The 18,866-nt window shown below is 69.2% G+C and carries 26 protein-coding genes and 1 pseudogene; 11 read left to right on the top strand and 16 right to left on the bottom strand.

Annotation, left to right across the window (positions count from 1 at the left end):
- The first annotated feature begins 35 nt into the window (after window positions 1–35).
- Complete coding sequence (locus ACXJ1Y_RS01515; RefSeq protein WP_463848430.1) at window positions 36–368, top strand: flagellar protein FlaG; 333 nt, start codon at window positions 36–38, stop codon at window positions 366–368.
- Here the strand turns inward: ACXJ1Y_RS01515 and ACXJ1Y_RS01510 are convergent.
- From ACXJ1Y_RS01510 to ACXJ1Y_RS01500, 3 genes are all read right to left on the bottom strand, one after another.
- Window positions 365–1,486, bottom strand: coding sequence for a glycosyltransferase family 2 protein (locus ACXJ1Y_RS01510; protein ID WP_463848429.1), 1,122 nt, complete (start codon window positions 1,484–1,486; stop codon window positions 365–367). The two genes, ACXJ1Y_RS01515 and ACXJ1Y_RS01510, sit on opposite strands and share 4 nt — an antisense overlap.
- Before the next feature lie 83 nt (window positions 1,487–1,569).
- Window positions 1,570–1,956 (bottom strand): thioredoxin family protein, encoded by a 387-nt coding sequence (locus ACXJ1Y_RS01505; protein ID WP_463848428.1) that lies wholly within the window; start codon window positions 1,954–1,956, stop codon window positions 1,570–1,572.
- A 75-nt stretch (window positions 1,957–2,031) separates the two neighbouring features.
- Window positions 2,032–2,322, bottom strand: a complete 291-nt coding sequence (locus ACXJ1Y_RS01500) for a hypothetical protein (RefSeq protein WP_463848427.1) — start codon at window positions 2,320–2,322, stop codon at window positions 2,032–2,034.
- Between the two features lie 232 nt (window positions 2,323–2,554).
- Here ACXJ1Y_RS01500 and ACXJ1Y_RS01495 point away from each other — a divergent pair, with 232 nt between their 5' ends.
- From ACXJ1Y_RS01495 to ACXJ1Y_RS01475, 5 genes are all read left to right on the top strand, one after another.
- Window positions 2,555–3,175 carry a TetR/AcrR family transcriptional regulator gene (locus ACXJ1Y_RS01495; RefSeq protein WP_463848426.1) on the top strand — a complete coding sequence of 207 codons (621 nt, stop codon included), beginning with the start codon at window positions 2,555–2,557 and terminating at the stop codon, window positions 3,173–3,175.
- An 80-nt stretch (window positions 3,176–3,255) separates the two neighbouring features.
- Window positions 3,256–3,717 carry a DUF2852 domain-containing protein gene (locus tag ACXJ1Y_RS01490; protein ID WP_463848425.1) on the top strand — a complete coding sequence of 154 codons (462 nt, stop codon included), beginning with the start codon at window positions 3,256–3,258 and terminating at the stop codon, window positions 3,715–3,717.
- A 131-nt stretch (window positions 3,718–3,848) separates the two neighbouring features.
- Window positions 3,849–4,484: a uracil phosphoribosyltransferase gene (upp, locus tag ACXJ1Y_RS01485; protein ID WP_243951839.1), complete on the top strand. Its 636-nt coding sequence runs from the start codon at window positions 3,849–3,851 to the stop codon at window positions 4,482–4,484.
- A 63-nt stretch (window positions 4,485–4,547) separates the two neighbouring features.
- Window positions 4,548–5,558, top strand: a complete 1,011-nt coding sequence (locus ACXJ1Y_RS01480; protein WP_463848424.1) for an NAD(P)H-quinone oxidoreductase — start codon at window positions 4,548–4,550, stop codon at window positions 5,556–5,558.
- A 109-nt stretch (window positions 5,559–5,667) separates the two neighbouring features.
- A complete protein-coding gene (locus ACXJ1Y_RS01475) occupies window positions 5,668–5,970 on the top strand; it encodes a hypothetical protein (RefSeq protein ID WP_463848423.1) in 303 nt (100 codons plus the stop codon).
- A 7-nt stretch (window positions 5,971–5,977) separates the two neighbouring features.
- On the opposite strand, the gene ACXJ1Y_RS01470 is transcribed toward ACXJ1Y_RS01475, so the two are convergent.
- The 7 genes from ACXJ1Y_RS01470 to ACXJ1Y_RS01440 all read right to left on the bottom strand — a co-directional run bounded on the left by ACXJ1Y_RS01470 (window position 5,978) and on the right by ACXJ1Y_RS01440 (window position 10,902).
- Window positions 5,978–6,859 carry a 3-hydroxybutyryl-CoA dehydrogenase gene (locus tag ACXJ1Y_RS01470; RefSeq protein WP_463848422.1) on the bottom strand — a complete coding sequence of 294 codons (882 nt, stop codon included), beginning with the start codon at window positions 6,857–6,859 and terminating at the stop codon, window positions 5,978–5,980.
- A gap of 197 nt (window positions 6,860–7,056) precedes the next feature.
- Window positions 7,057–8,001, bottom strand: a complete 945-nt coding sequence (locus ACXJ1Y_RS01465) for an electron transfer flavoprotein subunit alpha/FixB family protein (protein ID WP_463848421.1) — start codon at window positions 7,999–8,001, stop codon at window positions 7,057–7,059.
- A gap of 73 nt (window positions 8,002–8,074) precedes the next feature.
- Window positions 8,075–8,824, bottom strand: coding sequence for an electron transfer flavoprotein subunit beta/FixA family protein (locus ACXJ1Y_RS01460; protein WP_463848420.1), 750 nt, complete (start codon window positions 8,822–8,824; stop codon window positions 8,075–8,077).
- 171 nt (window positions 8,825–8,995) lie between these two features.
- Window positions 8,996–9,568: a cob(I)yrinic acid a,c-diamide adenosyltransferase gene (locus ACXJ1Y_RS01455; protein WP_463848419.1), complete on the bottom strand. Its 573-nt coding sequence runs from the start codon at window positions 9,566–9,568 to the stop codon at window positions 8,996–8,998.
- Window positions 9,569–9,610: 42 nt separating this feature from the next.
- Entirely contained in the window at window positions 9,611–10,243 is a 633-nt protein-coding gene (locus tag ACXJ1Y_RS01450) for an acyloxyacyl hydrolase (RefSeq protein ID WP_463848418.1), read from the bottom strand.
- A 128-nt stretch (window positions 10,244–10,371) separates the two neighbouring features.
- The gene (locus ACXJ1Y_RS01445; RefSeq protein ID WP_342162982.1) at window positions 10,372–10,557 is read right to left on the bottom strand and encodes a twin transmembrane helix small protein; all 186 of its coding nucleotides are present in this window, start codon (window positions 10,555–10,557) and stop codon (window positions 10,372–10,374) included.
- Between the two features lie 105 nt (window positions 10,558–10,662).
- The gene (locus tag ACXJ1Y_RS01440) at window positions 10,663–10,902 is read right to left on the bottom strand and encodes a hypothetical protein (RefSeq protein ID WP_463850200.1); all 240 of its coding nucleotides are present in this window, start codon (window positions 10,900–10,902) and stop codon (window positions 10,663–10,665) included.
- Window positions 10,903–10,991: 89 nt separating this feature from the next.
- On the opposite strand from ACXJ1Y_RS01440, the gene ACXJ1Y_RS01435 reads away from it, so the two are divergent.
- On the top strand, window positions 10,992–11,399 hold the full coding sequence (locus tag ACXJ1Y_RS01435) for a hypothetical protein (RefSeq protein ID WP_463850199.1): 408 nt from the start codon (window positions 10,992–10,994) through the stop codon (window positions 11,397–11,399).
- Here ACXJ1Y_RS01435 and ACXJ1Y_RS01430 read toward each other — a convergent pair.
- Window positions 11,375–11,431 (bottom strand): annotated as a pseudogene (locus tag ACXJ1Y_RS01430) (MJ0042-type zinc finger domain-containing protein); the annotation flags it as partial. The gene ACXJ1Y_RS01435 and the pseudogene ACXJ1Y_RS01430 sit on opposite strands and share 25 nt — an antisense overlap.
- Window positions 11,432–11,633: 202 nt before the next feature.
- Between ACXJ1Y_RS01430 and ftsE the strand changes: the two are divergent.
- The 3 genes from ftsE to ACXJ1Y_RS01415 all read left to right on the top strand — a co-directional run bounded on the left by ftsE (window position 11,634) and on the right by ACXJ1Y_RS01415 (window position 14,236).
- Complete coding sequence (gene ftsE / locus ACXJ1Y_RS01425; protein ID WP_243951864.1) at window positions 11,634–12,326, top strand: cell division ATP-binding protein FtsE; 693 nt, start codon at window positions 11,634–11,636, stop codon at window positions 12,324–12,326.
- The gene (locus tag ACXJ1Y_RS01420; RefSeq protein ID WP_463848417.1) at window positions 12,323–13,285 is read left to right on the top strand and encodes a cell division protein FtsX; all 963 of its coding nucleotides are present in this window, start codon (window positions 12,323–12,325) and stop codon (window positions 13,283–13,285) included. Before ftsE ends, ACXJ1Y_RS01420 begins: the two co-directional genes overlap by 4 nt.
- A gap of 153 nt (window positions 13,286–13,438) precedes the next feature.
- On the top strand, window positions 13,439–14,236 hold the full coding sequence (locus ACXJ1Y_RS01415) for a YdcF family protein (protein WP_342162985.1): 798 nt from the start codon (window positions 13,439–13,441) through the stop codon (window positions 14,234–14,236).
- Window positions 14,237–14,243: 7 nt separating this feature from the next.
- On the opposite strand, the gene ACXJ1Y_RS01410 is transcribed toward ACXJ1Y_RS01415, so the two are convergent.
- The 4 genes from ACXJ1Y_RS01410 to ACXJ1Y_RS01395 all read right to left on the bottom strand — a co-directional run bounded on the left by ACXJ1Y_RS01410 (window position 14,244) and on the right by ACXJ1Y_RS01395 (window position 16,619).
- Window positions 14,244–14,576 (bottom strand): hypothetical protein, encoded by a 333-nt coding sequence (locus ACXJ1Y_RS01410; RefSeq protein ID WP_463848416.1) that lies wholly within the window; start codon window positions 14,574–14,576, stop codon window positions 14,244–14,246.
- Window positions 14,576–15,043, bottom strand: a complete 468-nt coding sequence (ptsN, locus tag ACXJ1Y_RS01405) for a PTS IIA-like nitrogen regulatory protein PtsN (protein ID WP_463848415.1) — start codon at window positions 15,041–15,043, stop codon at window positions 14,576–14,578. The genes ACXJ1Y_RS01410 and ptsN overlap by 1 nt, the downstream gene beginning before the upstream one ends.
- A 146-nt stretch (window positions 15,044–15,189) precedes the next feature.
- Complete coding sequence (locus ACXJ1Y_RS01400; RefSeq protein WP_463848414.1) at window positions 15,190–15,786, bottom strand: ribosome hibernation promotion factor; 597 nt, start codon at window positions 15,784–15,786, stop codon at window positions 15,190–15,192.
- A gap of 134 nt (window positions 15,787–15,920) precedes the next feature.
- Window positions 15,921–16,619 carry a hypothetical protein gene (locus ACXJ1Y_RS01395; protein WP_463848413.1) on the bottom strand — a complete coding sequence of 233 codons (699 nt, stop codon included), beginning with the start codon at window positions 16,617–16,619 and terminating at the stop codon, window positions 15,921–15,923.
- A 254-nt stretch (window positions 16,620–16,873) separates the two neighbouring features.
- Here ACXJ1Y_RS01395 and ACXJ1Y_RS01390 point away from each other — a divergent pair, with 254 nt between their 5' ends.
- Window positions 16,874–17,125 (top strand): pilus assembly protein PilZ, encoded by a 252-nt coding sequence (locus ACXJ1Y_RS01390; RefSeq protein ID WP_463848412.1) that lies wholly within the window; start codon window positions 16,874–16,876, stop codon window positions 17,123–17,125.
- Window positions 17,126–17,213: 88 nt separating this feature from the next.
- Here ACXJ1Y_RS01390 and ACXJ1Y_RS01385 read toward each other — a convergent pair whose 3' ends face one another.
- Window positions 17,214–18,593, bottom strand: coding sequence for an HD-GYP domain-containing protein (locus ACXJ1Y_RS01385; RefSeq protein WP_463848411.1), 1,380 nt, complete (start codon window positions 18,591–18,593; stop codon window positions 17,214–17,216).
- Window positions 18,594–18,866 lie beyond the last annotated feature (273 nt).

The following is an 18,866-nucleotide window of genomic DNA, read 5'->3' as shown; positions in this document are numbered from 1 at the left end:
GCAATCCCTCCATCACAGGATCGTAGGAGCCTGTCATGGAAATACGTAGCATCCCATCCGTCTCGCAGGGGCCGCAGGGCATCGACGCCCTGGCGGCCACCGCCGCGCCGGCACCTCAGACGGCCGAGAACACCGAAACGCCGACGAAGAGCCTCGAGCCGGCGGTGAAGGTCGATATCGGCAGCGACTCGCACGAGGCGCGTTTCGTGCGCGACGTCGACACGAGCGCCATCGTGTTCCAGGTGGTCGATCCGACCTCCGGCGACGTGCTGGCGCAACTGCCGAGCGAGAACGCCCTGCGCAACCGCGCCTATGCCAATGCGGGCGCGCCGAGCGCCGCCAACGGCAATCTCTCGCGGGTGGCCTAGGCTGCCCGCGCCGCGATGACTGACGCCGGAAGGGCGGCTTTGCCCCGTCCGCGCAGCCCCGCGAGGGCGCGGATCGCCACGAGTCCGATTCGCGCGAGGCGGATCTGTCCCGGCAATTGGCGGGGGCCGATAGGCCGGTAGGCCAGCCGGGGGCTCGCCTTCTCGGCCTCCGCGATGGCATGCCCGAGCGGCAGGGACGCGATGCGCGCGGCCTCCTCCGGCGCGATCCCGAGCCAGTCCGACCACGCTTTGTCCCGCGCGAGAGCGCCCGTGGCGTGCATCTGCCGGAAGCGCGCCCGCCACAGGTAGCGTCGCACGCAGCGGCCGAAGGTTTCCATCCGCGCATCGCACAGGGCGTCCGGCTCCTCGCAGCGGGACCGGATCGTGTCCGCCACGCCCCCCGGCGCCCGGCCGGTGAGGCGGGCCGAGATCGTCACGCAGACATCCGGCGCGTGCCGCACGCGCTTCCCGTGGGCGATCAGCCGCGCGATGAAGGCGCCGTCCTCACCCAGGGGAATCTCGGGCATGCCGCCGACCGCGAGGTAGGCGTCGCGGGTGACGGCCAGCGTGGCGCCGATGGTGGTGCGGTGGCAGGGCCAGGGATCGTGCGGATCGGGATCGATCCGCGCCTCGGCCTCGGTGATGAGCCCGTCGTAGATGTCCTCCAGCCGGCCTCGGGCGTGGAGCATGGCGGGCAGGAGCTTGCCCTCCTCGACATCGAGTTCGACCCGCCCGGCCACGGCATCCGCGCCGGCCTCGATGGCGGCGAGCGTGCGGGCCACCCAGTTCGGCGGCACGCGGCTGTCGGCGTCGGTGGAGAGGATCGCCCCGCCGGCCTCGCCGAGCCACACGGCGGCCTCGTCCATCGCCTTGCGGCGGGCCCAGCCGGCATGGGCGCCGGCAAACTCCTCGTTCAGCACCCGCACGGGCACCGACAGCGACGGCAGCAGGCCGGCGACGATCCCGTCCGTCCCGTCCGTGCAATTGTTGAGGAACAGCACCACGCCGAGGGCGCCGGGCGCGAGGCTCTCCTGCGCATCGATCGCCCGCAGGCAGGCGACGATGCGCTCGGCCTCGTTACGCACCGGGACCGCGACGATGGCGGCGGGACTGGTCATGGATGCATCTCGTCGGCGCCGGAGAGAATGGCGCGCGACGGCTTATCGGCCCGGGGACCTGAACGGGAACCGAAGGACGGGTCTCAGAGGGTCTTCTCGACCAGACCCTCGATCCATTCGGGCTGGGTCTCCCCCACCGAGCGTCCCACCTCCGTCTGGCCCTTGTAGGCGATCAGGGTGCTCTGCATTCGCGCGTTGAATTGCTTCAACACATCCTTGCGGCTGTCGAAATCGACGTCGAAGACCTGGAGGTCCTTGAAGCGCGGGTCCTGAGTCAGCTTGGCGATGATCGGCTTCTGCGCCTTGCAGATCGGGCACCAGGGCGCGCTCACCTCGACCAGGATCGGCTTGCCGGCCTTCTGGGCGGCCTCGAACGCGGCCGGATCGAAGGGCACTGCCTCGGCGGCGAAGGCCGGGCCGGCAGCGAGGGCAAGCAATATGAGGGCGAGGACGTGGCGGCGTGGCGTCATGGGTTGTTTCCCCGGTCGGACTCTGGCGGTCCTTCCAGAACCCTACACGCGCCGCACCGGGGGAGCGCATCGCCATCACGCCGCACCCGTGCGCTCCTCCTCCGCGAGGGCGGCGATGTCGGCGGCTTCGACCGCGTCCATCGCCTTGCGGATTCGTAGCGCCCGCGTCGGCTGGCCGGCGCGCATCACAAGTACGATCGTCTCCATGTCCGGGCAGCCGGGATCGGCGCAGGCGATCTCGTTGACGGAGATCGCATCGTCGGGACCGAGGCCGAGGCTCGGGGCGATCTCGCCCTTCAGCCGCGCGGCCACGGCCGATCGCTCGGCCGAGCGGGCACGCCACGCCTTGAGGCTCACGAAGGCCATCGGCGATCCCTCCTTACGGATCCGGGGTTGTCTGGCGGTGTGAAACAATGTTGCATCGCCGCCGTCAACCGGTGACGCTGGAGACGCCGCCGCCGCTTAAAAGATGTTGTCCCCCGCTGGTTGTGGCAGTTTGGCAGGTCCTGTTGCAACGAACCCGGCGCTCGCTCGTAATGCCCTGCGGGCTTGCCGGGCTTTCTGCCTGGAACGGGGATCGAGTGGGAGTATCGGTGTCTTGCGACACTGGCGGGAAGGGCCGGGCGACCGGCGCGGTTATCACCACGGCAACCTGAAGGAGGCTCTGGTCGAGGCCGCGAGGCGATTCATCGCTGAGCGCGGCATCGGGGGCTTCACTCTCGTCGAGGCCGCACGCCTCGTCGGCGTGACCCCCGCCGCCCTGTACCGCCATTTCCGCGGCCGCGAGGCCCTCCTCGAAGAACTCGCCGGACGCGGCTTCAACGAGTTGGCGAGCCGGCTCGCGCGGGCCCTGACCTCGCGCGGCACCCCGCTCGAACGCTTCACCCGCATGGGAGAGGTCTACCTCACCTTCGCGGAGGAGGAGCCCGCCTATTACGCGGCGATCTTCGAGACGCGGGGCATCCACGCGGCGCCGCAGGCGGAGGGGCGTCCGAGCCCCTTCGACCTGCTGGTCGAGGCGTTGCAGGCGACCTTCACGGACGGGTTCGGCGGGGTGGCCCCGCGCTTCATCGCCCTCGAAGTCTGGGCGCTGGCCCATGGGCTCGCCACCCTCTCGGCCGCCGGGCAATTGCCCACCGGCCCCGGCATCCCCGACAAATACGAACTCTTGCGCGCGGGCGTCCTCGCCCTCGTCCACGGCGCCGCCCGGCGCGATTGAGGGGCCGATCCGGCGGCCCTTGAAACGCTCTCCTGCGATCCGCATGTTAACTCCGTTCACATGATATGCGGAGCTTGCCCGTGAACACGACCTCGACCCCTCCCTATGCCACCGGTCGCGCCTGCCGCTCCGGTCCCTTCCCTCGCCGCTCATTGGAGATCGGTGCCATCGTCCTTGGCTTTGTCTATTGGTGGCCGGTGGGCCTCGCGTTGCTTGCGTGGAAGCTGACGGGCTACCCGGCCGTCAACGAAATGCGGGACGCCGCCCGCCGGAACTTCGGAGGCTGGGACGCGGCACGCCCCGGCTCACGCTTCGCCCGCGCCTTCGAGGCCGCCAACCGGGGCACCGGCAACGCGGCGTTCGATGAGTACCGCCGCGCGGAACTCGACCGGCTGGAAGCCCAGCGTCGCGCCCTCGAGGAAGAGAGCCGCGCCTTCTCGTCCTTCGTCGAGGAACTGAAGCGCGCCAAGGATCGCGAGCAGTTCGACGCCTTCATGGCCCAGCGCCGTGCCGGCGGCACCGACGGAACGCGCTCCGTCTGATCGAGACCCGGCCGCGCCCTGCCCTCCCGGCGGGGCGCGGCGGCTTGGATTTCCCCTTACGCACGCAACCCGGCCGTTGCGCCCTGCCCGGCCCTCCGGCATGACTCGCCCATCACGGCACGGGAGGGGCGATGTCGAGCGGGACAGTCACGGTGGTCGATCACCCGCTGGTGCAGCACAAGCTGACCCTGATGCGGGACAAGGACCGCTCGACGCAGGGCTTCCGCCGCCTGCTCAACGAGATCGGCATGCTGCTCGCCTACGAGGTGACGCGCGATCTCCCCCTCGAATCCCTTGAGATCGAGACACCCATCGGCCCGATGTCCGGCCGGCAGATCCAAGGCAAGAAGCTCGTTCTCGCCCCGATCCTGAGGGCCGGCGTAGGCTTCCTCGACGGGATGCTGTCGCTTCTGCCCTCGGCCCGCGTCGCCCATGTCGGGCTGTACCGCGATCCCGAGACACTGGAAGCCGTCGAGTACTACTTCAAGGCGCCGTCCGATCTCGCCGACCGCACCGTGCTGGTGCTCGATCCAATGCTCGCCACGGCGAATTCGGCGGTGGCGGCTCTCGACCGGCTGAAGGCGCGCGGCGCCGTCGATCTGCGCTTCGTCTGCCTGCTCGCCGCGCCCGAGGGCTTGGCCCGTCTGGCCGCCGCCCATCCCGACGTGCCGGTCTGGACCGCCTCCATCGACAGCCACCTGAACGAGCACGGCTACATCGTCCCCGGCCTGGGCGATGCCGGCGACCGGATGTACGGCACGCGCTAGTCCGGCCTTGCCGGACGCCATCCGGCGCGCAGATAACCCCGACCGAGCCAGCGGAGACCGACCATGGGACGCACCCTGCCCGAGACGATGCGCCGAATCCGCTACGACGGAACGGGCGGGCCGGAGGTCATCGCCGTCGAGACGGCTCCCGTGCCGAAGCCGGGGCCGGGCCAGGTGCTCATCGAGGTCGTCGCGGCCGGGGTGAATCGCCCGGACGTCGCCCAGCGCGCCGGCAGCTATCCGCCGCCCCCCGGCGCCACGGAGATCCCCGGCCTCGAAGTGGCAGGCCGCATCGCCGCCCTCGGCGAGGGCGTGCAGGGCCTGTCCGAAGGCGATGAGGTCTGCGCCCTGGTGATCAGCGGCGGCTATGCCGAGTTCGCCGTGGCCGAGGCCGCGCATTGCCTGCCGCGCCCCGCCGCGATCGCGCTGACCGATGCCGGCGGTCTGCCGGAGACGTTCTTCACCGTCTATTCCAACGTGATCCAGCGCGGCCGGCTCACCGAGGGCGAGACGTTCCTCGTCCATGGCGGATCGAGCGGCATCGGCGCCACCGCGATCCAGATGGCGAAGCTATTCGGCGCCAAGGTGTTCGCCACGGCCGGCTCGGCCGAGAAGTGCCGGTTCTGCGAGGAACTGGGGGCCAGTGCCGCCATCGACTACAAGCAGGCCGATTTCGCGGAGGAGATCCAGCGCCTCACCGACAAGCGCGGCGTGGACGTGATCCTCGACATGATTGGCGCGAGCTACCTGCAGCGCAATCTCAAGTCATTGGCCCAGGACGGCCGCCTCGTGATGATCGCGCTGATGGGCGGCTACAAGGTCGATGGGCTGAACATCACGCCGATCATGCGCAACCGCCTGACCTTCACCGGTTCGACGCTGCGTCCGCGCTCGAAGGAGGACAAGGCCGCCATCGCCGTCGGGCTGCGCAAGGACGTGTGGCCCCATCTCGACAGCGGCCGCATCCGCACCGTGACGCACGCGACCTTCCCGCTGGAGCGCGCCCGGGAGGCGCACGAGCTGATGGAAACGAGCACGCATCTCGGCAAGATCGTGCTCACGACGGGCCGCTGAGGCGGCCCCCACCGGAACCCCTCCTCCGGCCTCGCGTTGGCGACCGATAACACAATCGTGTTGCGGCCGCTTCGTGAGCGCGTCGCGTATCTTGAGCGAGGGCTGGTCGATGGTCGAAAAACTCACTCCGCAGGAAGGCCGTCAGGGCGAGCGCGGTAAGTCCATGCTGTGGGTGCTCGTCGGAAGCCTCGTGCTCCTGGCGGTGGCGACCGTCGGCCTGCTCACGTGGAACGGCGCGAACTCGCCGAAGGATTACGCGTCGCAGAGCCAGGATGCCTCCCGCAAGGAGATCACCGGCTCCGTGAACGGCACGTCCAACCCGTCGACCTCGAACTCGACGGCGGTGCCCGGCGGTAATCCGTCCTACCCGCAGCCGGCGCAGCAGAACGCCAACGGCGGCACCCCGAAGTAAGCCGCGCCTAGCGGGTCGGCACGGGGTTCACGCCCCGGTAGTCGTAGAAGCCGCGCTTGGTCTTGCGCCCAAGCCAGCCGGCTTCAACATACTTCACCAACAGCGGGCATGGCCGGTACTTCGAATCGGCCAGCCCCTCGTACAGCACCTGCATCACCGACAGGCAGGTATCGAGGCCGATGAAATCCGCCAGTTGGAGCGGGCCCATCGGATGGTTGGCGCCGAGCCTCATCGCCGTGTCGATCGACTCGACCGAACCCACGCCTTCGTAGAGCGTGTAGATCGCCTCGTTGATCATCGGCAGCAGGATGCGGTTAACGATGAAGGCCGGGAAATCCTCCGACATCGTCGCCGTCTTGCCGAGCTTCGCGATGAAGCCTTTGGCCGATTCGTAGGTCTGGTCCTCGGTGGCGATTCCCCGGATCAGCTCCACGAGCTGCATCACCGGCACCGGGTTCATGAAATGGATGCCGATGAACCGCTCCGGCCGGTCGGTCGAGGCCGCGAGGCGGGTGATCGAGATTGAGGAGGTGTTGGTCGCCACCATCGCCTCGGGGCTCAGCACCGGGCAGAGGCTGGTGAAGATGTCCCGCTTGGTCGCCTCGTTCTCGGTGGCGGCCTCGATCACCAGATCGCAGGGCGCGAGATCGGCGAAGGTGCCGACCGCCTTGATGCGCTCCCGCGCGGCGTGGCTGTCGCCTTCTTCCAGGGCGCCCTTGGAGACGAGGCGGGCATAGCCCTTCTCGATCGAGTCGATACCGTTGGCGAGCCGAGCCGGGTCACGATCGTTGAGGTACACGTCGAGACCTGCGGCGGCGCAGACCTGCGCGATGCCGCTTCCCATCTGGCCCGCGCCGATGATGCCGACCCGCTTGATCTCGATGCCCATCTGAAGACCTTGCCCCCGATCCGTGCCCGCCCCGCCGCCGGCCTGCGGCTCGGCCGAGACCGCGAGGCGACACGTGAATTCAATGCCGTCTCAGCTTTCTAGACCAATCGCAAGGGATGAAGGAACCCAGGCAGGGCGTGCACTGCAATAATCCGGCCCGCGCGTCGCCCACCGGACGCGCGCGGGCGAAACCCGCCTTACTTCGCCTTGGCGATCTCGGCCTGGAACTCCGGCACGACCTGGAACAGGTCGCCCACGAGGCCGTAATCCGCCACCTGGAAGATCGGCGCGTCCTCGTCCTTGTTGATCGCGACGATGACCTTCGAATCCTTCATGCCGGCGAGGTGCTGGATCGCGCCCGAGATGCCCACGGCGACGTACAGATCCGGCGCCACGACCTTGCCGGTCTGGCCGACCTGCCAGTCGTTCGGGGCATAGCCCGCATCGACCGCCGCGCGGGACGCGCCGACGGCCGCGCCGAGGGTGTCGGCCAGCGGCTCGATCAGCTCGTGGAACTTGTCGGCCGAGCCCAGCGAGCGGCCGCCCGACACGATGATCCGCGCCGAGGCCAGCTCCGGCCGGTCGGACTTGGCGATCTCCTCGCCCTTGAAGGTCGAGCCTGCGGCGCCGGAGGCGGCCGAGACCGGCTCCACCGCGCCCGCCGAACCGCCCTCGCCCGCCGCCTTGAAGGCCGCCGTGCGCACGGTGATCACCCGCTTCGGGCCGGGGGCCTGCACGGTCTGGATTGCGTTGCCGGCGTAGATCGGCCGCTCGAACGTGTCGGCCGAGACGACCTTGATGATGTCCGAGACCTGCGCCACGTCGAGCTTGGCGGCGACGCGCGGCATCACGTTCTTGCCGGTGGTGGAGGCCGAGGCGATGATGGCGTCGTAGGCGCCGGCGACGGACTCGATCAGCGCCGAGACCGGCTCGGCGAGATCGTGATCGTAGGCGGCATCCTCGGCCAGCAGCACCTTCTCGATGCCGTCCAGCTTGGCGGCAGCCTCGGCCACCGCCTGGGTGCCGGCGCCGGCCACCAGGGCGTGCACCGGCGCGCCCATCTGGTTGGCGGCGGAGAGCGCCTTCAGCGTCCCGTCCTTGATCTGCCCGTTGGCGTGCTCGACGAAGAGGAGCGTGGTCATGTGCGGTTATCCCGATGGCGTGGGCGCCGCGCTCGACCGACCAGCGGGAGCGCGGCGGGGCATGGCGGATGCGTCAGATGACGCCGGCTTCGACCTTCAGCTTCTGGACCAGCTCGGCGGGCGAGCCGACCTTCACGCCGGCCGAACGGCCCGGCGGCTCGGCGGTCTTCAGCACGGTCAGCTTCGGGGTAACGTCGACGCCCAGGGCCTCCGGGCTCGACTCATCCAGCGGCTTCTTCTTCGCCTTCATGATGTTCGGCAGCGAGGCGTAGCGCGGCTCGTTGAGGCGCAGGTCCGTCGTCACGATGGCCGGCATCTGAAGCGAGACGGTCTGCAGCCCGCCATCGACCTCGCGGGTGACGTCGATGGTGCCCTCGCCCATCTCCACCTTGAAGGCGAAGGTGCCCTGCGGCCAGCCGAGCAGGGCGGCGAGCATCTGGCCGGTCTGGTTCGAGTCGTCGTCGATGGCCTGCTTGCCGAGGATGACGAGCTGCGGGCTCTCCTTCTCGACCACGGCCTTCAGGAGCTTGGCGACGGCCAGCGGCTCGCAGTTCACGTCGGTCTTCACGAGGATGGCGCGGTCGGCGCCCATGGCCAGGGCGGTGCGCAGGGTCTCCTGCGCCTGCTGCGGACCGATGGACACCGCGACGATCTCGGTGGCCTTACCCTTCTCCTTCAGACGGATCGCCTCCTCGACGGCGATTTCATCGAACGGGTTCATCGACATCTTCACGTTGGCGAGCTCGACGCCCGACCCATCCGCCTTCACGCGGATCTTCACGTTGTAGTCGACCACCCGCTTGACGGGCACCAGAACCTTCATGGCGGACTCGATCCTTCCCGCTGTTATTCTTGGTCGCGGAGGTGCGGGCCGGCGCGGATCGCGCGCGCGTGACGGCCCCCCGCGAATGGCGGCGGGACCGTAGCGGCCACATTTCTGCCTTGTCAACGCAGGGCCGTGGAGCCGCCGCGATCGGCCGCAAGCGGAGCGGACTCAGCGGTTGGCGCCGGGCACCCAGAGCACGTCGTCGGCCCCGTTGTTGTTCGCCGCGCGGCTCGCGACGAACAGGAAGTCCGACAGGCGGTTGAGGTATTGGATGGCTTCCGGCGAGACGATCTCGCCCTCGATCGCCGCGAGATGCACCGCGAGCCGTTCGGCCCGGCGGCACACGGTGCGGGCGAGATGGAGATAGGCCGCGCAGGGCGAGCCCCCCGGCAGCACGAAGGACTTGATCGCCGGGATCGTCGCGTTCAGCGCGTCGATGTCGCGCTCCAGACGCTCTACCTGCGAGGCGATGATGCGCAGGGGCTCGTAGGGGAGCGGATCGGGCCCCTCGGGCGTGGCGAGGTCGGCGCCGAGGTCGAACAGGTCGTTCTGGACGGCGCTGAGCATCCGGTCCAGATGCTCGTCGGCATGCAGGCGGGCGAGGCCGACGCAGGAATTCGTCTCGTCCACGGTGCCGTAGGTCTCGACGCGCAGGTCGGCCTTCGAGCGCCGCTGGCCATCGGCCAGGGCGGTGGTGCCGTTGTCACCCGTGCGGGTGTAGATCCGGTTCAACTTGACCAAGGGAAGGCTCCCGCGCGTCCCCGCCGAACCGGCTCTGGGCGCTTAGAACGTGTAACCGATCTTACCGCCGTAGTTTGTCAGGCCGCGGTTGTTGGCGCAAAGACCGGCGTTCGACATGTGCTCGACCGTGGCCATGATGCTCCAATGTTCCGTCAGGCGATAGCCGAGCGCGGCGGCCTCACGGAAGAGCGGCGAGCAGCCCAGGGTGTTGAAGCCGTAGGGCGTCGTGGCCTTCGGGCCGGTGTAGCCGTTATGGGCGGCGCCGCCGAAGAAGCCGTCGATGAAGATCTTGCGGCCCAGCGTCTCCGGGAAGACCTCGATGGTCCAGGTGGCGCCGAGATAGGCGTAGCTGGTGCGACCGCCGGTGTTGTAGCTGCCGCCCACGGTCGGGCGCGGGATGAAGGCCTGCCAGAAGGCATCCTGGAACACCACCGGCTTGGCGAACAGGATTTCGCCGTTGATGTTTTCCTTGGAGAAGCCCCGCGCCTTGCCCTCGGCGCTGCCGGGGTCCTGCACCGCGCCGCCGATGCGCAGCTCGGACACGAAGCTCAAGGGCTGTGCCGGGGCGGCGTAGTAGGCCGGGGCCGGCGCGGCGCCGAGATCAGCGGCGGAGGCCGGCACCAGATTGGCAGCCGTGACGAGGCCGGCGAGGAGGGCGCGGAGAGTGGCGGTCATGCGGGCTCGGTGGGCGTAGCGAAGGCGAAACGTTGCCCGAACTTACCACGGAGCTCGGCCGTTGAGCCCCGTTTCATCCACCCTTGTCAGGAAAACCCCACCCCTGCGGCGCCCGTGTCACACTCGGTTCAGGCCGAACGCCACCACACCACGCCCATGATGAAGACGATAGCGATGAACTGCAGCAGCACGCGCAGGCGCATCAGCCGCTGGGACACGCTCGCGCTGCCGCCGCGCATCATGTTCGCGAGGCCGAGGACCAGCACCACGGCCACGGCGAGGCAGGCGATGAGGACGAGGGTGTTGGACGACATCGCGGCGGATCCCGGTCGGTGCGGCCCCTGGCGCGGGGTGCGCGAGCACCTATAGCGGGCACCGCGCCGCCGCGCAGCCCGCCGGGCGAAACCGAGTGTCGCGGCTCAAGGGGCCGCCTTGCGCTCCGTCGCGTCCGCGAAGCGCAGCGCGACCGACCGCCCTTGAGCCGGCGGATCGGCGAGCTTCGCCCGGAACCGCGCCGATTCCCCCGTGCCGAGGGTCGCCCGGGGGGCCGGGGCGGGAAACGACTTGAGCGGTTTGCCGGCCGCGTCGCTGATCTCGATCCGCAGGGGCGGCACCGGCACGCCGGCCCGGCCGACGCCGACGAGATCGCCTTCGATCACCAGTTCGGCGGGGTGATCCTCGCCGGCCGGGTTCTGGAAGGCGACGACATCGCGGATCTCCAGAACCCCGCCGGTTCACCGGCAGGCCGATGGCGGAGAAGAGCGAGGCGGTGTGCGGCACGAAGCCGACGATGGTGTTGCGGGCGAGGCAGGCCACCGGCACGGCGGCGAGCAGGCTGAGGCCGAGAATCGCGGGCGGCGACAGGAAGGGGCTTTTCGGCAGGGCGCGCCGCTTCGGCTTCGCCTTCTTCGCCGGAACCTTGCGCTTGCGCGGGGCCGGCTCGTCGGCGGGCGCCGTCTCAGGCTGGGCGGTGTCACGGACGGCGGCGGCGGCCTCGGCCCAGGCGGCATCGGCCACCGGATCGTCCTGCGCCTCGGGGGTCGGCTCCGGCGGCTCCTCGACGGCGGCATCGGGGGTGAGGAACCACGTCTCGCGGCAGGCGGCACACCGGACGGAGCGGCCCTCCGGCCCGATCTTCGCCGCATCAATGCGGTAACTGCTGGCGCAGGTCGGGCAGGTGATCAACATCGGCGGCTGACTCGACGCGGCCGCGATGGCCCTTCGAGGGGGCCGAACGGCAGAAAAACTCTTGAGAAATGGTGCCCGAACGGGGTTAACCTCGCGTGAAGCCGCGAGCGGCGCCCCGCCTCCGCGCGGCGCGGCCCGCCGGCATGTATCGTGAACCAGCCCTCGGGCCAGCGGCGGGACGGAGTTGAACGTTCAGGCAACCATGAAGAGCCTGCTGCCGGGGGCCGAACGGCCCGTAGTGCAGTTCGAGCATGTCGGGATGCGCTACGGCCTCGGGCCGGAAGTGCTCTCCGACGTGAGCTTCCGCATCGCGCCGCACTCCTTCCAGTTCCTCACCGGACCCTCCGGCGCGGGCAAGACGACGCTGCTGCGGCTCATCCTGCTCTCCGTCCGCCCGACGCGCGGCACCGTCTCGATCTTCGGCGAGGAGGTCTCCGGCATCTCCAGCGAGAAGCTCACCCTGCTCCGGCGGCGGATGGGCGTGGTGTTCCAGGATTTCCGCCTGCTCGACCACCTCACCACCTACGAGAACGTCGCCCTGCCCTTGCGGGTGCAGGGCCGCTCGGAGACGAGCTACCGCGCCGAGGTGGTGGAATTGCTGCGCTGGGTCGGCCTCGGCGAGCGGATGCACGCGCTCCCTCCCCTGCTCTCCGGCGGCGAGAAGCAGCGCGCCGCCATCGCCCGCGCCCTCATCGCCCGGCCGGACCTGCTGCTGGCCGACGAGCCCACCGGCAACGTCGATCCCGCCCTCGGGCGGCGGCTGCTGCGCCTCTTCCTCGAACTGAACAAGCTCGGCACCTCCGTGATCATCGCCACCCACGATTTCGGCATCATGGATGCCGTGAACGCCCGCCGCATGGTGTTGAACGCCGGCCGGCTGCGGATCGAGGAATGAGCATCGCGGCCAAGGCACGGGCCCGCGCGGCGGCGGCGTTCCCGGTGGACCCGACCCTCCCCGCCAACCTCCGGCGCAACGCGCCCCTCGTCCCCACGGACACCGCCGCCGGGCGCTCCCTGGCGGCCGTCATCGCCATCCTCACCTTCCTCGCGGGCCTCTGCGCGGGCGCCGCCGAGATGGTCGCCGCCAATGCCGGCCAGTGGCAGACCAGCGTCGCCCAGGAGGTGACGATCCAGGTCCGTCCCGGCCCCGGCCGGGATGTCGATGCCGACGTCGCCAAGGCGCAGGCGATCGCCAAGGACGAGCCCGGCATCGCCCAGACGCGGATCTTCTCGAAGGCGGAATCCGAACGGCTGCTCGAACCCTGGCTTGGGACCGGTCTGGACCTCACCGACCTGCCGGTGCCGCGCCTCATCGCCCTCAAGATGTCGGGGGAGCGCACCGATCTCGGCCGGTTGCGCACCAAGCTCACCGACGCCCTTCCCGGCGTCGCGAGCCTCGATGACCACGCCCTGTGGTTGCAGCGCCTCTCCACCGCCGCCAACACCTTCGTGGGCGCGGGCGTCGGCCTCGTGGTGCTGGTGCTGGTGGCGACAGGGCTCGCCGTCACCTTCGCCACGCGCGGCGCCATGGCCGGCAACAAGGAGGTGGTGGAGGTGCTCCACTTCGTGGGCGCCGGGGACGATTATATCGCCCGCGCCTTCCAGGCCCGGTTCTTCGGCCTCGGCCTGCGCGGCGGCGGCATCGGGGCGGCCTGCGCCATCCTCGCCTTCATCGTCGCCGGGCTCATCACCGGGTCGGCCTCCTCCGGGCCGGCGGGCCAGGAGATCGAGGCCCTGTTCGGCGCCTTCCAGATCGGCTGGCGCGGCTATCTCAGCATCGCCCTGATCGGGGGAATCGCCTCCCTCGTGACCGGCGCCGTCTCGCGCATCACGGTGCGGAGATACCTCTCCTGATTGCGACCGATCGCGCATCGCCATTCACGGTCGCGAACCGTCCCCATTCCTTAAGTGTTTGGCAACCAGTTGGGAGAGTGATCTGTGGGCAGCCGGCGCGGCTGCCTCCACGTCGCCGTATTCGGCGCTAGGCTCCGGAGGATGAACACGCGGATGACGCGCGCTCCCGTCTCTCTCGCGACCGAAGCCATCGGCTGGGTCTGGAACGAGCAGGCGCCCGCCTCCCCGGCCAAGGGGATGGGCGACGGGTCCGGCAGGGTGCCGGGCAGGACGAACCGGGAGTTGGCCCTGCAGTGCGGCGCCGCCGCGGCCGGACTGTGCTTCGTCGCCTTCGTCGCCGGCTTCCTCGCCTTCGTCGCCCTCCTCGCCCGCCAGGAGCGCATCCCCGAGGGTCGCACGGACGGGATCGTCGCCCTGACCGGCGGCGCCCAGCGCATCGGCGATGCCATCGACCTGCTCGCGGCAGGCTACGGTCGTCGCCTGCTCATCACCGGCGTGAACGAGCGCACGAGCCGCGAGGAGATCGCCCGGCTCAACCCGACCCAGCGGCAGCTCATCGCCTGCTGCGTCGATCTCGATTACCGGGCGCGCAACACGATCGGGAACGCCATCGAGACGCGCCGCTGGATGCGCACGCACCATTTCAGCACCGTCGCCGTCGTCACCTCGAACTACCACATGCCGCGCACGCTGGTGGAGCTCGACCATGCGTTGCAGGAGAGCGAGCGGATCGTCCCGCACCCGGTGGTGACGGAGGGGTTCGATGCCGGCGCGTGGTGGCGCAGCCCGCCCGTCGCGCGGCTCGTGGCCTCGGAATACGTGAAGTTCCTCGTGAGCTGGGTGCGCACCCGGTTCGAGGACGATCCGGAGCGGTCGCGGGCGGCGGTGGTGCTCGGCCGGCGCAAGCCGATCAAGATGGTCGCCGAGCCGCTGATGCGCGGCATCGATTGAACCGCCGCTAGTTTCCCTTGCAGCGGGTGCGGATCGCCTCCGCGAATTCCTTCTCGGACCCCTGGACCTGGGCGAGGCTCGTGTTGCGCTCCGTGCCCGAGAGGCAGCGGCCGTAGACGGCCGCAACCCGGCGCATCGTGTCGACATGGCGCCGCCAGACGCGGCAGCTTTTCGCTACGTCGCCGATGTCGGCCTGCTCCAACTGGTCGATGGCCTGCCGCTGCATCGATTGCGCGACCACGACGTCGCGGGGACAGGTCGTGTCGCCGCCCTGGGCGAGCGCGGGTACCGCGACGATGCCGAGGACAGCGAGCGTCACGAACGCATGGCGGATCGGCATCAGGCGGCTCGGCAGGCGGCGTTGCGGGTGAGCAGCGCGAAGAGGGCCGCTTCGTCGCGGGCGGCGCGGATGCTGCCGAGCATGCCCGGCTCCCGCAGGACGCGCGCGACCTGCGCCAATGCTTTCAGATGGTCGGCCCCCGCCCCTTCCGGAGCGAGGAGCAGGAAGGCGATGTCGACGGGTTCGCCGTCCAGTGCCTCGAAATCCACGGGGCGGTCGAAGCGGGCGAACAGGCCGAACAGCCGGTCGAGCCCCGCCAGCTTGCCGTGGGGGATCGCCACGCCCTCGCCGATTCCGGTCGAGCCGAGGCGTTCCCGCTGAAGCAGGGTGTCGAACACCGCCCGTTCCGCGAGCATCGGAAGATGCCGCACGGACTGGGCCGCAAGATCCTGCAACACCTGCTTCTTCGAGCGGGCGCGCAGCGCGCAGACCACCGCATCCGGGGCCAGAAACTCGAGAAGTGGCATGGAACGACCGTTGCCCCGCCGCCTAGCTCCCCCGGGGAGCCGGCCCCCTCAAGATCGCCGTGCCCGCCCTAAGCCGGACACGCCCTTATCCAATCGTCGGATTGGGAGGTCGGTTCCGGCTCTGTTCTGCGCACGCCCGATGTGACTCAGGCGCCGCCCGTCGGAGGATCGACCCAGCCGATCGCCCCGTCGCTGCGCCGATATACGATGTTGATGCGCCCGGTGCCAGCGTGGACGAAAACAACGACGGGGGAACCTGTCATGTCCAGGGCGGTGACCGCCTCCCCTACCGTGTGCCGCTGCAGGGTCTTGGTGCTTTCGGCGACGATCGGGGGATGGGCGTCGCCCTCCTCCTCCGGCTCGGCATCCTCCTCGTCCGGCGCGGCGAAGACGGCGTAGGCGGCCTCCATCGCGGGGTCGTCCCGGGCGGCGCTGGCATGTTCCTTCAGGCGGTGCTTGTAGCGCCGGAGGCGGGTCTCCAGCCGGTCGGCGGTCTGCTCGAAGCTCGCCCGCGGATCGTGCGCGGCGCCCACGGCCTCCATGGTGAGGCCGGAGACGAGGTGCAGCACGCAATCGGTGCGGTACGCGCTCCCGTCTCGGCGAAGGGTGACGTGGCCGGTGCAGCCATCCTGCATGTGGGTGTCGAGATATTTGGACAGCGTCGCCGCCATCCGTTCCTCGACCCTGGTGCGCAGGCTTTCACCGAGGTCCACCCCGTGGCCGGTGACGCGCAGAGACCTCATGCTCCCTCCTGTGCTTCTGATGCCACAGGAATTAGAGACCCGTTTTCGCCCGAGTCAACGGAGGACCCCGCTTTCGTGAGCCGGCGCAGCGGCGGGCGGATGGCAAAAGTCCTGATCCGTTAACCATTCGGCCCCTACGGTCGCGGCGATCCGGATGGGAGTTCGCGATGACCGCTCTGTTTATCTTCGCCGTCATTCCCCTCACCGTCGCCATTGTCCTGGCGCGCGGCGAGCCCGTGAAGACCATCAGCTGCCTCGGCGCCATGAGCGTCGGCTGCCTGATCGCCTGCTACAGCGTCTTCGGCTTCGTCCGCAGCCGCGTCTTCGGCGTGGCCCGCTGAGGCGCCGTTCCGGCCCTCGCGCCCCGCCGCCCCGGCGGCCGTGAGGGCGACGCAGCCGCGCATGGCGGACACCGCCTCGCGCAACGCCCATTCCAGTTCCGCGACACGATCCGTGAGGATGGCCGCCGCGGCCTCGGCGGCGTCGGCGGCTTCGCCCTGTTCCCTGAGGGAGGCGAGGATTCCCTGGGCGGTGGCCCGCGCGTCGTTGCGCTCGCGCTTCAGGCGCTCGATCTCGTCCTCCGCTTCCTCCGCGCGCTGCTTCCAGCCTCCAGCGAGGGCGGCGGCTTCGAGGGCCGAGACCCGCTGACGGGCCTCCTCAAGCTGCGAGCGCAGGCGCACGACATCGGACTCCGCCGTGGCGGCGCGGAATTCGGCATCGTTGGCGGCGGCCAGGGCGGCGCGGATGTTCTGGGCATCGAGGAGGATGCCGTCGTCCGCAAAGCATTCCGCCAGCGCCACGAGCGCCTGCCGCTGCGCTTCGGTCAGCACCATCCCATCCTAGGAGAAGACAGCAAGGGATAGGCACACATCACGCCGCCCGCGTGATGTCGAGTCCGGTGCGGACACGGTGAATACGCGGTTTCTCGGTTGCCTGATGGTCTCCGCGATGGTGGATTTCAACGGGAGCGCTTCGGGGTGCAGTGGGTTCAAGCCGACCCGTGATTATAATCGCGCGAAGCCATTGAACGGTATTTATTAACCGGCGCGTGACTCCGATAGTTTTCGTCCTCGTCGAGAGAAGCGCAATGGACACCGAGCGGCGACGACAGCGGCGCGACGATGCATTCAAGACGGGTACGCTCTTCTTCGCGGAAGGCCGTCAGTGCGCGGATTGTCTCGTTTGGAATCTGAGCATGTTCGGCGCCATGCTCGAAGTCGAAGATGAGACCGAGATTTCGAATTCCGGCCGCTTCATCTGCGAACGACTCTACGCCGATCGCGCATACAGGATGATATGGCGCGACGGCAGGAAGCTCGGGATCGAGTTCGAAGACTGACTCTCCCTGATCTGCCCATCACCAAACGTGGGGCAGGCATGAAGACACGCGGCCCCCACGGCCGCGGGATCGCCGCCGCCGGGGTCGCTCAGGCCGCGCGAGCGAGATCGCCCTCGATGGTCGCCAGGGCCCGCTCCAGGGCCGCGAAACAGATCGGGTCGAAGGCGCTGCCGAGGTCGGCCCGCATGATGGCGAGGGCTTTGTCCAAGGGCATCGCCGCCCGGTAGGGCCGGTCGGCGGTCAGGGCGTCGAACACGTCGGCCACCGACACGATGCGGGTCTCGAACGTGATCGCCTCGCCAGCGAGCCCCCGCGGGTACCCCCTGCCGTCCAGGCGCTCGTGATGGTCGCCGCCGATGCGCGCCAATTCGCGGAAGGCCGCCACGCGGGTCAGGATGGTCTCCGACAGCATGGCGTGGTTGCGCATGTCGCGCCATTCGGCCTCGTCGAGCTTGCCGTTCTTGTCGAGGATGGCGTTCGACACCCCGAGTTTGCCGACGTCGTGCAGGAGGGCGGCCCGCTTCAGCCAGCGGCGGCGCTCCAGCGTGCAGCCGAGTTCGGCCGCGATCATGTCGGCGTAGACCGCCACGCGCTCCGAGTGACCGGAGGTGAAGGGGCTCTTGGCATCGATGATCTGCGCGAAGGCGCGGGCGATGTCGTCGAGGTAATCCTCATCCACGACGATGGGACTGGCCGGCGCCAGGGCGAGCACGGCCGCCTCCACGTCCGGGGAGGCGAGCGTTTCCCAGAAGGCGGGGTCGGCCGCCACGGCTTCGAAACAGGCGACGATGTGCGGATCGAACCACGTCCCGGAGCGCGCCCGGACTTCGGCCAGGGCGGCGGCGGGGCCGGCCGAGGTGTGGAACACATCCACGACCTGCGCGAGAAGGGCGACCCGCGCGTAGAGGGGGATCGCGGGGCCCGCGAGACGGTCGGGCCGGCCTGCGCCGTTCCAGTGTTCGTCCAAGGCGTGGATGGCGCGGCACACGTCCGCCGGGAAACGCAGCTGCCGCGCAATCTCGGCCCCACGCTGACAGCGGGTCTGGATCAGGTTGTCGGCGATCGTTCCGCCGTTCTGTAGGATGTTGAGCACGGCGCGGAAGCGTTCCGCCAATCCCGCCTTGAGGCCGGTATGCGTGAAGACGAAGCCGAGAACCTTCGGCAGGCTGTCGCTCACCGTCTTGAAGTCACGCTTGAAGCTCAAATCGTCCGAGAGATACAGCTCGCAGATACGGGCGGCGTTGCTGGAACAGCCCAGGTCCTTCAGCATCACCGTGTGGTACAGTTCCCAGAGTTCGGTCTCCGGCAGGCCCAACTGCCGTCCGATATGGGCGCCGATCCAGGTCGCACGGACGCAATGGCCGGCCGGCTGACCCTCCGTGAGATCGAGGGCGTGGCTCAGGGCGCCAAGGATCTCCGACAGCTGCACCGTTCCGGCGTCAACCTTGCCGCCTGCTATCGCCCGCATCGTTCCGCTCTTTTGCGCCGTTTGAATAGTCGAGACAGCTATCACCAGAAGCCAACGAGAGTCTTTCGCTCGCGTCGAAGCGTAAGCCGAAGGATTAATGAGCGATAAACTGAGCGCTTGATCACAAGGTTTACGTTTCGCGGGCCGGGCCGTCGCGCCTTGGCATGTGCATGAAAGACCGGCGTTATTTCTTGTTGTTTCTCAGTCGTGGCCCTGCTGTGCTGAGCGCAAAATCGCCGGGAAAAACTTCATAAAAGCATAAGCTCCCTCCGG

This window comes from Methylobacterium sp. TK26, from assembly GCF_055361565.1.
The sequence above is the reverse complement of the archived record's forward strand: the minus strand, read 5'-3'. Positions and strand labels throughout refer to the sequence as shown.